General features: G+C 69.2%; 11 protein-coding genes and 3 pseudogenes. 9 read left to right on the top strand and 5 right to left on the bottom strand.

What is annotated here, in order from left to right; translation table 11 throughout:
• Positions 1 to 13: 13 nt before the first annotated feature.
• The 8 genes and pseudogenes from IDM45_RS14180 to minE all read left to right on the top strand — a co-directional run bounded on the left by IDM45_RS14180 (position 14) and on the right by minE (position 8,226).
• Positions 14 to 2,242 carry an acetoacetate--CoA ligase gene (locus tag IDM45_RS14180; RefSeq protein WP_325168984.1) on the top strand — a complete coding sequence of 743 codons (2,229 nt, stop codon included), beginning with the start codon at positions 14 to 16 and terminating at the stop codon, positions 2,240 to 2,242.
• 104 nt (positions 2,243 to 2,346) lie between these two features.
• Positions 2,347 to 3,506, top strand: a pseudogene (locus tag IDM45_RS14175) (acyl-CoA dehydrogenase family protein).
• Between the two features lie 18 nt (positions 3,507 to 3,524).
• Positions 3,525 to 4,583: an acyl-CoA dehydrogenase family protein gene (locus tag IDM45_RS14170; protein WP_209423427.1), complete on the top strand. Its 1,059-nt coding sequence runs from the start codon at positions 3,525 to 3,527 to the stop codon at positions 4,581 to 4,583.
• 78 nt (positions 4,584 to 4,661) lie between these two features.
• A complete protein-coding gene (locus IDM45_RS14165; protein ID WP_209423426.1) occupies positions 4,662 to 5,450 on the top strand; it encodes a crotonase/enoyl-CoA hydratase family protein in 789 nt (262 codons plus the stop codon).
• A gap of 109 nt (positions 5,451 to 5,559) precedes the next feature.
• Positions 5,560 to 6,198, top strand: a complete 639-nt coding sequence (pssA, locus tag IDM45_RS14160) for a CDP-diacylglycerol--serine O-phosphatidyltransferase (protein ID WP_232653864.1) — start codon at positions 5,560 to 5,562, stop codon at positions 6,196 to 6,198.
• A gap of 118 nt (positions 6,199 to 6,316) precedes the next feature.
• Positions 6,317 to 7,104: pseudogene (minC, locus tag IDM45_RS14155) on the top strand (septum site-determining protein MinC).
• 37 nt (positions 7,105 to 7,141) lie between these two features.
• Positions 7,142 to 7,957: a septum site-determining protein MinD gene (gene minD, locus IDM45_RS14150; protein ID WP_209423425.1), complete on the top strand. Its 816-nt coding sequence runs from the start codon at positions 7,142 to 7,144 to the stop codon at positions 7,955 to 7,957.
• Between the two features lie 5 nt (positions 7,958 to 7,962).
• The gene (gene minE, locus IDM45_RS14145; protein WP_209423424.1) at positions 7,963 to 8,226 is read left to right on the top strand and encodes a cell division topological specificity factor MinE; all 264 of its coding nucleotides are present in this window, start codon (positions 7,963 to 7,965) and stop codon (positions 8,224 to 8,226) included.
• Positions 8,227 to 8,250: 24 nt separating this feature from the next.
• Here minE and IDM45_RS14140 read toward each other — a convergent pair whose 3' ends face one another.
• The 4 genes and pseudogenes from IDM45_RS14140 to IDM45_RS14125 form a co-directional block, all read right to left on the bottom strand.
• Positions 8,251 to 8,733, bottom strand: coding sequence for a flavin reductase family protein (locus tag IDM45_RS14140; RefSeq protein ID WP_209424137.1), 483 nt, complete (start codon positions 8,731 to 8,733; stop codon positions 8,251 to 8,253).
• Between the two features lie 166 nt (positions 8,734 to 8,899).
• A complete protein-coding gene (locus IDM45_RS14135; protein ID WP_209423423.1) occupies positions 8,900 to 9,493 on the bottom strand; it encodes a DUF2799 domain-containing protein in 594 nt (197 codons plus the stop codon).
• A 14-nt stretch (positions 9,494 to 9,507) separates the two neighbouring features.
• Positions 9,508 to 9,929 (bottom strand): annotated as a pseudogene (locus tag IDM45_RS14130) (universal stress protein).
• Between the two features lie 72 nt (positions 9,930 to 10,001).
• Positions 10,002 to 10,844 carry a metallophosphoesterase gene (locus IDM45_RS14125; RefSeq protein ID WP_209423422.1) on the bottom strand — a complete coding sequence of 281 codons (843 nt, stop codon included), beginning with the start codon at positions 10,842 to 10,844 and terminating at the stop codon, positions 10,002 to 10,004.
• 183 nt (positions 10,845 to 11,027) lie between these two features.
• Here IDM45_RS14125 and IDM45_RS14120 point away from each other — a divergent pair, with 183 nt between their 5' ends.
• Positions 11,028 to 11,252 carry a hypothetical protein gene (locus tag IDM45_RS14120; protein WP_209424199.1) on the top strand — a complete coding sequence of 75 codons (225 nt, stop codon included), beginning with the start codon at positions 11,028 to 11,030 and terminating at the stop codon, positions 11,250 to 11,252.
• 202 nt (positions 11,253 to 11,454) lie between these two features.
• Here the strand turns inward: IDM45_RS14120 and IDM45_RS14115 are convergent, their stop codons facing one another.
• Positions 11,455 to 13,323: a phosphoenolpyruvate carboxykinase (GTP) gene (locus tag IDM45_RS14115; RefSeq protein WP_209423421.1), complete on the bottom strand. Its 1,869-nt coding sequence runs from the start codon at positions 13,321 to 13,323 to the stop codon at positions 11,455 to 11,457.
• Positions 13,324 to 13,711: the final 388 nt, after the last annotated feature.

The raw sequence follows: 13,711 nt of genomic DNA, 5'->3' as shown, positions 1-13,711 counted from the left end.
TGCATGGTGCGCTGTGCGCAAAGGCCGAACACCTTCCAGGAGCCAAGAGCCGCTCGACCACCACTGTCACCAATCCGCTGGTGCGCTGCATCCTGGCGCGCTACGCTGCAGGGATGGAGACAACAACACTTCCCCCTCAAGCCCCACCCCGCGCGCCCCGGCCCGGGCCGAGCGCCAGCCGCGCATCCGCCACTACCAGAACTGGCTGCGTGCGCAGCGCGGCCTGGAGTTTGCCGACTATGACGCGCTGTGGCGCTGGTCCACGACCGAGCTGGACGCCTTCTGGCAAAGCATCTGGGACTACTTCGATGTGCAGTCCCCGACGCCGCACAGCGCCGTGCTGGCCAAGAACGTCATGCCCGGCGCGCAGTGGTTCCCCGGCGCGCAGGTCAACTACGCGCGCCAGGTGCTGCGCCATGCCGAGCCGGCCCACGCCGCCGGCCAGCCGGCGCTGATCGCGCACAACGAGCGCGGCGCGGCGCGCGAGCTGTCCTGGCCCGAGCTGCGCCGCCAGGTCGCCGCCGTGGCGCTGCACCTGCGCGCGCAGGGCGTGCAGCCGGGCGACCGGGTGGCCGCCTACCTGCCCAACATCCCCGAGACCATCGTCGCCTTCCTGGCCTGCGCCAGCATCGGCGCCGTGTGGAGCGTGTGCGCGCCCGACATGGGCACGCACGCCGTGCTCGATCGCTTCCGCCAGATCGCGCCCAAGGTGCTGATCGCCGTCGATGGCGTGTCCTACGCCGGGCGCGACATCGACCGCAGCGCCGTGGTCGAGGAGCTGCGCGCCGGCCTGCCCAGCGTGCAGCACGTGCTGCTGGTGCCCGACCTGGACAAAGCAAAAACCATAGCTGACAGCGCTTGCTGGACAACGGCTTGCTCCCGAAATGATGCCCAAGTGGCGCAATTCGAGCCACTGTGGCTGGCCTTCGACCACCCGCTGTGGATCGTCTATTCCAGCGGCACCACCGGCCTGCCCAAGCCCATCGTGCACGGCCACGGCGGCATGGTGCTGGTCATGCTGCAGCTGGGCGCGCTGCACAACGACGTGGGCTGCAGCTACGACCCCGAGACCTTTGGCGAGCGCTTCCACTGGTACAGCTCCACCGGCTGGGTCATGTGGAATGCCCAGGTCGGCGGCCTGCTGGCGGGCACGACCTGCGTGCTGTTCGACGGCAGCCCCGGCGGCAGCCGCGACCAGCCCGACTGGACGGTGCTGTGGCGCCTGGCCGCCGAGACTGGCGTGACCTTCTTCGGCTCGGGCGCGGCCTTCTACGCCAACTGCATGAAAGCCGGCATCCGCCCCGAGCAGTGCGGCGACCTGAGCCGCATCCGCGCCCTGGGATCGACCGGCTCGCCGCTGTCGGCCGAGGTGCAGCAGTGGGGCAGCGACTTCATGGCCGCTGCCGGGGTCACCGACATCTGGTGGGCCAACATCTCCGGCGGCACGGACTTTGCCGGCGCCTTCCTGGGCGGCAACCGCGAGCTGCCCCAGCACCCGGGCCGGCTGCAATGCCGGATGCTGGGCGCCGCCGTCGAGGCCTGGGACGATGCCGGCCAGCCGGTCTTCGACGCCGTGGGCGAGCTGGTCTGCACCCAGCCCATCCCTTCCATGCCCATCTGCCTGTGGGGCGACGAGGACGGCGCGCGCTACCGCGCCAGCTACTTCGAGATGTTCCCGCCCGGCCACGGGCGCCGGCCCGGCGGCGGCGACCTGCCGCCCGAGGCCGGCAGCGTCTGGCGCCACGGCGACTGGATCGCCATCGGCTCGGCGGCGCAGCCCGGCTGCGTGATCTATGGCCGCAGCGACGCCACCATCAACCGCCACGGCCTGCGCATGGGCACCAGCGAGATCTATGCCGCCGTGGAGGCGCTGCCCGAAGTGCTCGACAGCCTGGTGGTCGATCTGGAGTACCTGGGCCGCGACAGTTTCATGCCGCTGTTCGTCGTGCTGCGCCCGTCCGCCGTGCTCGATGAGGCACTGCAGGGGCGCATCCGGGCGGCGATCCGCCAGTCGCTCAGCCCGCGCTTCGTGCCCGACGAGATCGTGCAGGTGGCGCAGGTGCCGCGCACGCTCAGCGGCAAGAAGCAGGAGCTGCCCATCAAGAAACTGCTGCTGGGCCAGCCGCTGGAGAAAGTCGTCAACCGCGACGCCATGGCCAACCCGGAATGCCTGGCCTGGTACCAGGACTATGCGGCGCAGCGCAACGCAGCCTCCGCCAGCCGCCACAGCGCTACTGTTTGAGTAGCTGTCAGCGCTTGCCTGGCAAGGCTTTCAAGCGCTTTTCATCATGAAGCCAGGGCTGCTGCAGCCGCACGGCGCTGCGCCTTGCCGAAAGACCTGCGCCCATGTCCGTTCTTGACTCCCTGACCCTGACCCGCATCCCGCCCGAGGACGAAGCCCTGCGCGGGCCGGTGCGCGCCTTCCTGCAGGAAGCCGTGCGCCAGCTGCCGGCGCACATCCGCGCGCGCTCCTGGGCGGCTACAGCGCCGAGCTCAGCCGCGCCCTGGGCGCGCGCGGCTGGATCGGCATCACGCTGCCGCCCGAGTACGGCGGCGGCGGGCGCAGTGCGTTTGCGCGCTACGTGCTGGTCGAGGAATTCCTGAACGCCGGCGCCCCGGTCGGCTCGCACTGGATTGCCGACCGCCAGAGCGCGCCGCTGATCCTCAAATACGGCACCGAGGCGCAAAAGCGCTTCTATGTGCCGCGCGTGTGCCGGGGCGAGGCGTTTTTCTGCATCGGCATGAGCGAGCCAGGCTCCGGCTCGGATCTGGCCAGCGTCAGGACGCGCGCCGCGCCCAACGAGGCCGGCTTCTTGCTCAACGGCCAGAAAATCTGGACGACCAACGCGCACCACTGCCAGTACATGATCGCGCTGGTGCGCACCTCGGGCAGTGCGCAGGATCGCCACCAGGGCCTGTCGCAGGTCATCGTCGATCTGTCGCTGCCGGGCGTCACCGTGCGGCCCATTGCCGACCTGTCGGGCGACAGCCACTTCTGCGAGGTCTTCTTCGACGACGTGCAGCTCGGCGCCGATGCGCTGATCGGCGCCGAGGGCCAGGGCTGGAGCCAGGTCACCGCCGAGCTGGCCTTCGAGCGCAGCGGGCCGGAGCGGCTGTTTTCCTCCATCGTGCTGTTCGACCAGTGGCTGGCCTGGGTGCGCACGCCCGCCGGGCGCAGCGACGCGGCCGCGCGCCTGGCCGGCCAGGTGCTGACGCAGCTGGCGCCGCTGCGCGCCATGTCGGTGGCGGTGCAGGAGCAGCTCACGCGCGGCGCCAGCCCCGTCGCCCAGGCGGCGCTGGTCAAGGAGCTGGGCACGACGCTGGAGCAGTTCATCCCGGCGGCCATCGCCGACGACGTGTTCTCACGCACAGAGGGCGACAGCGCGCCGCTGGAGTTGCTGCTGACGCTGAAATACGTGACCGAGGCCGCGCCCTCGTACTCGCTGCGCGGCGGCACGCGCGACATCCTGCGCGGCATGATCGCGCGCAGCCTGGGCCTGCGCTGAAACCGAAGGGGCCAAGCCATGCACACCAACGACGACGACCCTTTTGCCGACGCCGCGCGCCAGCTGCTGGCCGAGCACTGCACGCCTGCCGTGGTGCGCGCCATCGAGGCCGCTGGCCGCGCCGCGCCCGAGACGGCCGCGCTGTGGCAGCACCTGGAGGCTGCCGGCCTGCCCGACGCCCTGCTGCCCGAGAGCCTGGACGGCGCCGGCCTGACGCTGGCGCAGGCCTTTGGCGTGCTGGAGCAGTGCGGCGCGCACGTCCTGCCGCTGCCGCTGGCCGAAACCATGCTGGCGCGTGCGCTGCTGGCCAGCGCCGGTGTAGCCCGCCCGCTGGGCAGCATCGCCCTGGCGCGCGGCACGCAGCTGCCCGATGGCGGCCTGCGCTGCGCCCTGGTGCGCAGCGGGGCGGTGGCCGACGCGGTGCTGGTGCAGACCGCCGACGCCTGGCGGCTGCTGAGCGTTCCCGCCGCCCAGGCCGGGCCACAGGCGCTGGCGCTGGATGCCGCGCTGGCCTGGAGCGCCGCACCGCCACCTGTCGCGCCATTCAGCGCGCTGGCCGGCGATGCCGGCGCAGATGCGGACATGGACGTGGACACGCTGCACGCCGCCGTGCTGGCCCCGCAGATGGCCGGCGCGCTGATGGCGGTGTTCCAGCGCACGCTGCAGTTTGCCAACGAGCGCGAGCAGTTTGGCCGGCCCATCGGCAAGTTCCAGGCCATCCAGCACCAGCTGGCGGTGATGGGCGAGCACGTCTTTGCCGCCCGCATGGCCGCGCAGCTGGGCTGCAGCGGCAGCGGCGCCGACGGCAGCCGGCCCGAGCGCCTGCGCGTGGCCACCGCCAAGGCACGCTGCAGCCAGGCCGCCCTGGAGGTGGCGCAGGCGGCGCACGCCATCCACGGCGCCATCGGCTTCACCGAGGAATGCGATCTGCAACTGTTCACCCGGCGCCTGCACGGCTGGCGCCAGGCGGCGGGCAGCGAGAGCTTCTGGCACGACGTGGCAGGCCGCGCACTGCTGGCCCACGATGGCCCGACGCTGGATGTGCTGCGACGCATCACGGATGTCGCAACTATATAAAAACAATAGCTGGCAGCGCTTGTCCCACAAGGGTTTTCGCCGGTTTTGACCCATTTTCTTCCTCCTGGAGACTTCGACATGCCTTTTCTGACCCTGGAGCGCGACGGCGCCATCCTGACCGTCACCATGAACCAGCCCGAGACGCGCAACGCGCTGACCGGCAACACGGCGGTGCAGGAGTTCGTGCAGCTGTGCGAGGACGTGCGCCGCGACGCCGCCATCAAGGCCGTGATCCTGACCGGCGCCGGGCCGGTGTTCAGCTCGGGTGGCAACGTGCGCGACATGCAGCGCTTCTTCGACGACGCGCTCACGCCCGAGCTGATCCGCGAGGAATACCGCCAGGGCATTCAGCGCATCCCGCTGGCGCTGGCGCAGCTCGATGTGCCCATCATCTGCGCCGTCAACGGCCCGGCCATCGGCGCCGGGCTGGATCTGACGTGCATGTGCGACATCCGCATCGCCAGCGAGACGGCGACGTTTGCCGAGAGCTTCGTGCGCGTGGGCATTGTGCCGGGCGACGGCGGCGCCTGGCTGCTGCCGCGCGCCGTCGGCATGGCCAAGGCGGCGGAGATGGCCTTCACCGGCGAGGCCATCGACGCGCAGGAGGCGCTGGCCTGCGGCCTGGTCAGCCGCGTGGTGGCGCCCGAAGCGCTGCTGCCCACGGCGCGCCAGCTGGCCGGCAAGATCGCCGCCAACCCCGGCGGCGTACTGCGCATGACCAAGCGGCTGCTGCGCGAGGGCCAGGGCAACTCGCTGGCCACGCTGCTGGAGCTGTCCGCCGCTTGCCAGGCCGTGGCGCACAAGAGCGCCGACCACCGCGAGGCGGTCACCGCTTTCATTGAAAAGCGCCCGCCGCGCTTTCAGTAAAAGCGCTGGCGTGGAGTGCTGTGCGTTCGGCGCACGCCCTCCCTCCCGCAGGCGCGCGACGCGCCGGCGTCCGACACGGCACGCGCTGGCGACGCCCGACAATGGCGCGATGCCCGCCGCCCCGCCGCCTCCGCGCCAGCCCTTTTCCATGATCCGCCAGTTCCATCTGGCCGACTGGTTCACCCTGGGCAACGCCGTGTGCGGCGTGGGCGCGCTGTTCGCCGCCATGAGCTTCCTGGAAACGCAGGACGCGCGCCACGTGCATTTCGCCGCGGCGCTGGTGCTGGCGGCGCTGGTCTTCGACGTGCTTGATGGCCGGGTGGCGCGCTGGCGGCGCAAGTTCTCGGCCATGGGGCGCGAGCTGGACTCGCTGGCCGACGTGATCTCGTTCGGCGTGGCGCCCGCCGTGCTGGCCTATGCCTGCGGTATGCAGGGCCTGTTCGACCGCATCGTGCTGGCCTACTTCGTCGCTTGCGGCGTCTCGCGCCTGGCGCGCTACAACGTCACCGCCGAGGCGCTGTCGGCAGGCTCGGACGATGCCAAGGTGGCCTACTTCGAGGGCACGCCTATCCCGACCTCCATCGTGCTGGTCGGCCTGCTGTCGCTGGCCGCCGCCCTGGGCGCGCTGCGCGGGCAGCTGTGGCTGGGCAGCGTGCGCCTGGCCGGCTTCACGCTGCACCCGCTGGTGCTGCTGTTTGCGCTGTCGGGCTCGCTGATGATCAGCCGTATCCGCATCCCCAAGCTCTAGCGTGGCGCGCTCCTTGCTTTTGTTACCACGACACACCGCAGGCGCAATCGCGCCCGCAAGGCGGACAGGTACACTTTGCGGCTTTGAGCAGCAACGCCCCTGGCGGGCCTTTCTTTCCATGGCTGACAACCGCGCGGGCCACCACCGCAGCAGCATCGATTTGAAAAGCGCCCACCTGCCGGTGGTGGCCGTGGTCATCAAAAGCACGGACAGCGCCGTGCTGGCCAGCGAGCTGGCCTCGCGCCTGGCCGACGAGCCGGAATTCTTCGACAACGACCCGGTGCTGATCGACCTGAGCGTCGTACACGATGCGCCCGGGCCGGTGGATTTCGCCGCCCTGATCGCCGAGCTGCGCCGCTATCGCACCCGCCCCGTGGCCGTGCGCGGCGGCAGCAGCCAGCAGATGCTGGCCGCGCACCAGCAGGGCCTGATCGCCGCCCCGAGGCTGCGCCGCGCGCCCACGCCGTGCCGACCTCGGCAGCGCCAGCGCCCGAAAATCCTGCCGACGCACCGGCTGCCGAAGCCGCACCGGCGGCGGACGCTGCACCTGGCGCCGAGTCCGCTGCCACGACCTGCCTGGGCACGGTGGTGGTGGACAAGCCGCTGCGCTCGGGCCAGCAGGTCTATGCGCGCGGCGCCGACCTGGTGGTGCTGGCCATGGTCAGCGACGGTGCCGAGGTGATCGCCGACGGCAACATCCACGTCTATGCACCACTGCGAGGCCGGGCCATCGCCGGCGCGCGCGGCGACACCAGCGCGCGCATCTTCACCACCTGCATGGAGGCACAACTGGTCTCGATTGCCGGCATCTACCGCACTACCGACACCGAACTGCCCGACAGGGTCAAGGGCCGCAGCGCCCAGGTACGCCTGGACGGCGAGAAGCTGCTCATCGAACCCATCTGACCGGAACCAGCCCCCATACAGTAAGGAAACCACACACATGGCCAAGATCGTCGTCGTGACCTCCGGCAAGGGTGGAGTCGGCAAGACCACCACCAGCGCCGCCTTTTCTTCCGGCCTGGCCATGGCCGGGCACAAGACCGCCGTCATCGACTTCGACGTCGGCCTGCGCAACCTGGATCTGATCATGGGCTGCGAGCGCCGCGTGGTCTATGACTTCATCAACGTCATCCAGGGCGAGGCCAGCCTGCACCAGGCGCTGATCAAGGACAAGCAGTGCGACAACCTGTTCGTACTGGCCGCCAGCCAGACGCGCGACAAGGAGGCGCTGACGCGCGAGGGTGTGGAGAAGGTGCTGGGCGACCTCACGGCCATGGGCTTCGAGTACATCGTCTGCGACTCGCCCGCCGGCATCGAAAGCGGCGCGCTGCACGCCATGCACTTTGCCGACGAAGCGCTGGTGGTGACCAACCCCGAGGTCTCCTCGGTGCGCGACTCCGACCGCATCCTGGGGATGCTGGCCAGCAAGACGCGCCGCGCCATCGAGGGCGGCGAGGGCGTGCGCGAGCGCCTGCTGGTGACGCGCTACAACCCGGCGCGCGTGCAGGAGGGGCAGATGCTCAGCATCGAAGACATCCAGGACATCCTGCGCATCCCGCTGATCGGCGTAATCCCCGAGTCCGAGGCCGTGCTGCAGGCGTCCAACCAGGGCGTGCCGGCCATTCACCTGACGGGCAGCGACGCCTCCGAGGCCTACAAGGACGTGGTGGCGCGCTTTCTGGGCGAGGAGCGGCCCATACGCTTCACCGAAGTGCAAAAGCCCGGCTTCTTCAAGCGCATCTTTGGCGGGAGGTAAGCAGCATGTCCCTGATTTCAATGCTGCTGGGCGAGAAGAAGAAATCCGCCACTGTGGCCAAGGAGCGGCTGCAAATCATCCTGGCGCACGAGCGAAGCGGCCTGGGCGGCAGCCAGCCGGACTATCTGCCGGCGCTGCAGCGCGAACTGCTGGCGGTGATCTCCAAGTACGTACAGATCGACTCCAGCGACCTGAAGGTGCATTTCGAGCGCCAGGAAAACCTGGAGGTGCTCGAAGTCAAGGTCGAGCTGCCCGAGCCGGCGCGCTGAGCGTGCCGCTGCCGCAGCTGCCGGCTACTTGTGCAGGGGCCGCTGCGCCTGCTCGGACAGGTTGCCCAGCGGATGCTCGGTGTAGAACATGCCGCCGTGGTAGAGCAGCGGCGAGCTGCCTTCGCGGTGGCGGCAGCGCTCGACCTGGCCGATCAGGATGGTGTGGTCGCCTTCGTCGTACTGGCTGCGGTTGAAGCACTCGAAGACCGCCGCCGCGCCCGCCAGGATGGGCACGCCATCGGCATTGGGCTGCCAGTCCACGCCGGCAAAGCGGTCGAGGCCGCGCATGGCAAAGCGCTCGGCCAGCTCGCGCTGCTCCACCGCCAGCACATGGATGGCGTAGTGCCTGCCGCGCGCAAAGGCGGCCAGCGTGGTGGTCTTGTGCGCCAGGCTCCACAGCACCAGCGGCGGGTTGAGCGACACCGAGTTGAAGGAGCTGGCCGTCATGCCCACCGGGCGCCTGGTCGCGTCCAGCGCCGTCACGATGGTCACGCCGGTGGCGAACATGCCTAAAGCGTCGCGAAACTGGTTGGCGGAAAAATCGGCTGGCCGGGCAGTGGCCAAGAGAGTGTCTGGCGAAGGGTTCACGAGGCACGCCGCGCTGCGGTGGCAGCGGGCAGGATGGGAAAGAACGAATTATCGGGCGACTGCCCAGACCCGGGCAGGTTTGCCGTCAATACGGCTGGCGCAATTGCCACTCGGCGCGGTCGAGTTCGTCGCGCGCATCGCGCAGCCGCCAGTCGATGGAGCGCAGCTGCTCGCGCGCCTGGCGGCGGGCGGCATCGTCCTTGGCCTGATCCAGGGCGCGCTGCTTGTCGCGCTGCTCGCCCTGCAGGCGCTTGACGGCCTGCTCGGCCTCCCAGCCACGGCGTCCGGCCCGGTAGCGGTCGCTGAAGGCGCGGTCGAGCTCCGGTGGGCAGGTATTGGCATAGCTGCGGCCCTGGCGGCCCCAGCGCGCGCCGTTGTCGGGCGTGCAGAACTGATGCACGCCACGGCTCCAGCCGTCCAGGTACAGGCGGTCGTTGGGCACCGCGCCAGCCTTGGCACAGGCTTCGTGCAGGTCGGCCAGGCGCGAGCGCGGCTGGCCGGCCAGCGCGTCGCGCTGGCCCTGCTCGTACCAATTGGCGCTGCGGCATTCCTGCTCGCTCATGGCAGCGCAGCCGCCCAGCAGCGCCAGCGCCACGCCCAGCGCGGACAGGCGAATCAGACGAGTGGCCACGCCACGGGCAGTGGCGGGGGCGTCGCAAGGAAGGGAAACGGCAGACATGGCGGCCACCGTCCTCAACGCACCAGCAACACCGGCACGTCGCACTTGGCCAGCACCTGGGTGCTGACCGAACCCATGACCAGCTTGCCCAGGGCTCCGTGGCCGTGCGTGCCCATGACGATCAGGTCGAACTTGCCCGACTGCGCCACCTTGGCAATCATCTCGCCCGCCGGGCCGACCTTGATCATGGTCTTGAGCTCGACATGGTGGCGGCTCAGGAACTTGGTGACCGAGGCCAGCACCTTCTCGCCCTCCTCCTGGTAGTAGCGCTCGACCACCTCCTTGCCCAGCGCCACCCGGGCGCGCGGGGCAGTTGCGGCTGCACCGTGAGGGCGGTGTAGGTGTGGTCGGTGCCCAGCATTTCGTTGTGCGCAGCCAGGTAGGCCAGCATCTTCTTGGTGTAGGGGCTGCCGTCCACGGCGAGCAGGATGTTCATAGGTCGTTCCTCCGGTGGGCGGCAGCGGGGCGCCGCACGCCTGTTCATCTGTTCATGTATGTGCCCGGGCAATCATACGGGGAGCACGCAGTGGGGTGCGAAGGTTCTTTGCTCGCCCTTGCCCCGGTAGCCCAGCGGGTTGGCCACCACGCGGCAGCGGCCCACCGAGCCGTCGGCGCGCAGGCCGTGCGCGGTGTAGTCGCTGGGCGCGTGCAGATGGCCGTGCAGCCACAGGTCGGCCTCGGGCAACAGCTCGTCCAGCGCATTGCAAAAGCCCGCCGTGCCTGGCACCAGGCCGTAGCGCGGGTCGGCGCTGCGCAGGCTGGGAGCAAAGTGCGTCACCACCACCGTGGGGCCAGCAAAGGGCTGGGCCAGCGCAACGCGCAGCCAGGCCTGGCAGGCCAGCGCCTGCTGGCGCACCTGCTCGGCCAGGAAGGGCTGGCCGTGGCGCGTGCCGCCGGTCTTTTCCAGGTAGAAGTTGGCCGCCCGGAAGGCCTTGGCACGCTGGCGCTGGCGCTGCTCGGCGTTGCCGCCGCGCGCCAGCGCGATGGCGTCGAAGTCACTCCACAGCGTGGTGCCAGCGAAGCGCACGCCATCCAGCACCAGGCTTTGGCGCTCCAGCCAGGCGATGCCCAGGCGCTCGCAGGTGGCGCGCAGCCGCTCGTGCGCGGCGTCGAAGTCCAGCGCGTCGTATTCATGGTTGCCGGGCACGAACAGCACCGGCGTCGGCCAGCCGCCGTACTGCGGCAGCGGCGAAAAGCGCGCCAGGCCGAAATCCTCGTCGCGCAGACGCGAGCCGCGCTGGTAGGAGCCGATGTCGCCGGCCAGCACCAGCACATCGGCCCCTGCGGCGGGACTGGCGAAAAATTGCGGCTGGGCTTCCAGGTGCAGGTCGGACAGGAGCTGGATGTTCACGGCAGGTTGGCAGGAAGGACGGAAAAGTCATGGAGCTGCACACGGCGGCGCAGCGCCATCATCCCTGCGGGAAATGGGCTTTCGGGCCGTGACATGGCATGAACCTAGGGAAAACCCTAGGATTGCAGCATCGGCCAGGATTCCCAGGCGGGAAGGCGGCCAGACATGCTGGAGATGCAAGCCATGACGAATTTTGTTCAAGCCAACGACCCTGTCGTCCATCAGGGCGTGCAGCGCATGGCGCAGTTGCTGCGGCGCGGTGTGCGCTCCTGGCGCTTGGCGCACCAGCGCGCCGTCGAGGACGAGCGCACCAGAAACGCCGCCCTGCACGATGCGCGCATCATGGCTGACCTGAGCCGCGCCATGAACGGCATCGCTGTCGATGACACGCGCCGCTACCGTTTCTGAAGGCCAATGCAGGGTTGATGCGGCACGCGCCCGCACGGGCGCTTTACTCCTGAAAAAATAGCTACCATCGCTTGCCTGTCAAGGGTTTCCAGGACTTTTCCTGTAAATCCAGTCAGACTGGCGTGGACAGCCGGCCTGGCGCAGTGGCCTGCCCAGCCCCTGGCTGCCAGGGGCCGGCATGGCCGGTCAGGCCAGGGCGCTCTCAGGCGCCCAGACGCTCGTGCAGGCGCGCCTTGGTGGCCAGCAGCGCCTCGGGCAGGCGCTGGGCCAGCTTGTCGAAGTGCTCGCCGTGCAGGGCCAGCTCATCGAGCCAGGCGGAGCGGTCGATGCCAGTCACGCTGTCGAACTGGGCGGCGGAAAAATCCAGCCCGCTCCAGTTGATCTCGGCGTATTGGGGGGCGATGCCGAAGGGCGTTTCCTGCCCGGCAGCCTGGCCTTCGATGCGGTCGATCATCCACTTGAGCACGCGCATGTTCTCGCCATAGCCGGGCCAGACGAACTTGCCGGCCTCGTTCTTGCGGAACCAGTTGGTGGTGAAGATGCGCGGCAGCTCGGCGCCCTGGGCCTTGATCTTTGCGCCCAGATCCAGCCAGTGCTGGAAGTAGTCGCTCATGTGGTAGCCCATGAAGGGCAGCATGGCGAACGGGTCGCGGCGCACCACGCCCTGCTTGCCAAAGGCTGCCGCCGTGGTCTCGCTGCCCATGGTGGCGGCCATGTAGACACCCTCAGTCCAGTTGCGCGCCTCGGTCACCAGCGGCACGGTGGTCGAGCGGCGGCCACCGAAGATGATGGCGTCGATCCTGACGCCCGCCGGATCGTCCCAGGCCGAGTCCAGCGCCGGGTTGTTGGTCGCGGCGACGGTGAAGCGGGCGTTGGGGTGGGCGGCCTTGGCGCCGGTCTCGCGGGCGATGGCCGGCGTCCAGTCGCGGCCCTGCCAGTCGATCAGGTGCTCGGGCACGACACCGGTGTCGGCCTCCATGCCTTCCCACCACACGTCGCCGTCGTCGGTCAGCGCGACGTTGGTGAAGATCACGTCGCGGTTCAGGCTCAACATGCAGTTGGGGTTGGTCTTCATGTTGGTGCCAGGGGCGACGCCGAAGTAGCCCGCTTCCGGGTTGATGGCGCGCAGGCTGCCATCGGCCTGGGGCTTGATCCAGGCGATGTCGTCGCCGATGGTGGTGACCTTCCAGCCATCGAAGGCCGGCGGCGGCACCAGCATGGAGAAGTTGGTCTTGCCGCAGGCGCTGGGGAAGGCAGCGGCGACGTGGTGCTTCTTGCCGCCTGGGCTTTGCACGCCCAGGATCAGCATGTGCTCGGCCAGCCAGCCCTGGTCGCGGCCCATCTTGGAGGCGATGCGCAGCGCCAGGCACTTCTTGCCCAGCAGGGCGTTGCCGCCGTAGCCCGAGCCGTAGCTCCAGATCTCGCGCGTCTCGGGGTAGTGGACGATGTACTTGGTGGTGGGGTTGCAGGGCCAGGAGGTCTCGTCCTTCTGGCCCTCGGCCAGCGGCGCGCCCACGGTGTGCATGCAGGGCACGAACTCGCCCTCGGTGCCCAGCACGTCGTACACCGCACGGCCCATGCGCGTCATGATCTTCATGTTCACGGCGACATAGGCGCTGTCGGACAGCTCCACGCCGATGTGGGCGATCGGGCTGCCCAGCGGGCCCATGGAGAACGGCACCACGTACATGGTGCGCCCGGTCATGCAGCCATCGAACAGCGGCTGCAGCGTGGCGCGCATCTCGGCGGGGGCCATCCAGTTGTTGGTCGGGCCGGCGTCGTCCTTGTTTTCCGAGCAGATGAAGGTGCGATCCTCGACGCGCGCCACGTCGGAGGGGTCAGACCAGGCCAGGTAGCTGTTGGGACGCTTGGCCGGGTTCAGGCGCTTGAAGGTACCGGCGTCAACCAGTTGCTGGCACAGCTGGTCGTATTCCTCGGCGCTGCCGTCGCACCAGTGGATGCGCGCGGGCTTGCACAGCGCGGCCATGTCGGCCACCCAGGCAATCAGCCTGGCGTTCTTGACGTAGGAGGGGGCCTGGATGTCCAGCCCTTGCATGGTGGGTGCGTTCATGGGAGCGACCTTGAAGTGAAAAAACCGTCTTTTCAAAGGTGCGCGTCTGTGGCCTTCGGTGGCCGGCACCAGCTGCCGGCGCGGATGCGTGAAGCGGGGACGCTGCCTTGGAGAAAACGGCTCTGGACGCTGCGCGCTGCGGCGGCGCACTGTCTATCCATGCCGGCGGACGAACCCGCGATTTTATGAACCCACCTTGCATTTGTCTGTCGGATAGGGGTCAAAACTATGCAAAATCCGCATTGAAATATGCATGAATAAATATCGGGCACAAAAAAGCCCCGCTGCAGGGCGGGGCGTGTGCTGCGGGGACGGCGGCGGGCCGTGGCCGCCTCAGCCGACGTACACGGCGATGAAGGCCAGCAGGAAGATCATGGCCGCGCCCACC

The sequence above is a fragment of the Melaminivora jejuensis genome (genome assembly GCF_017811175.1).
GTDB lineage: Bacteria > Pseudomonadota > Gammaproteobacteria > Burkholderiales > Burkholderiaceae_C > Melaminivora > Melaminivora jejuensis.
This window is presented reverse-complemented; position numbering and strand designations above follow the sequence as displayed.

Excerpts from the sequence above, each read along its gene's own strand:
- IDM45_RS14135 (WP_209423423.1), bottom strand. The coding sequence starts at position 9,493 with ATGTCTGCCGTTTCCCTTCCTTGCGACGCCCCCGCCACTGCCCGTGGC.
- IDM45_RS14170 (WP_209423427.1), top strand. The coding sequence starts at position 3,525 with ATGCACACCAACGACGACGACCCTTTTGCCGACGCCGCGCGCCAGCTG.
- IDM45_RS14120 (WP_209424199.1), top strand. The coding sequence starts at position 11,028 with ATGACGAATTTTGTTCAAGCCAACGACCCTGTCGTCCATCAGGGCGTG.
- IDM45_RS14140 (WP_209424137.1), bottom strand. The coding sequence starts at position 8,733 with ATGTTCGCCACCGGCGTGACCATCGTGACGGCGCTGGACGCGACCAGG.
- pssA (WP_232653864.1), top strand. The coding sequence starts at position 5,560 with ATGCCCGCCGCCCCGCCGCCTCCGCGCCAGCCCTTTTCCATGATCCGC.
- minD (WP_209423425.1), top strand. The coding sequence starts at position 7,142 with ATGGCCAAGATCGTCGTCGTGACCTCCGGCAAGGGTGGAGTCGGCAAG.
- IDM45_RS14115 (WP_209423421.1), bottom strand. The coding sequence starts at position 13,323 with ATGAACGCACCCACCATGCAAGGGCTGGACATCCAGGCCCCCTCCTAC.
- minE (WP_209423424.1), top strand. The coding sequence starts at position 7,963 with ATGTCCCTGATTTCAATGCTGCTGGGCGAGAAGAAGAAATCCGCCACT.
- IDM45_RS14165 (WP_209423426.1), top strand. The coding sequence starts at position 4,662 with ATGCCTTTTCTGACCCTGGAGCGCGACGGCGCCATCCTGACCGTCACC.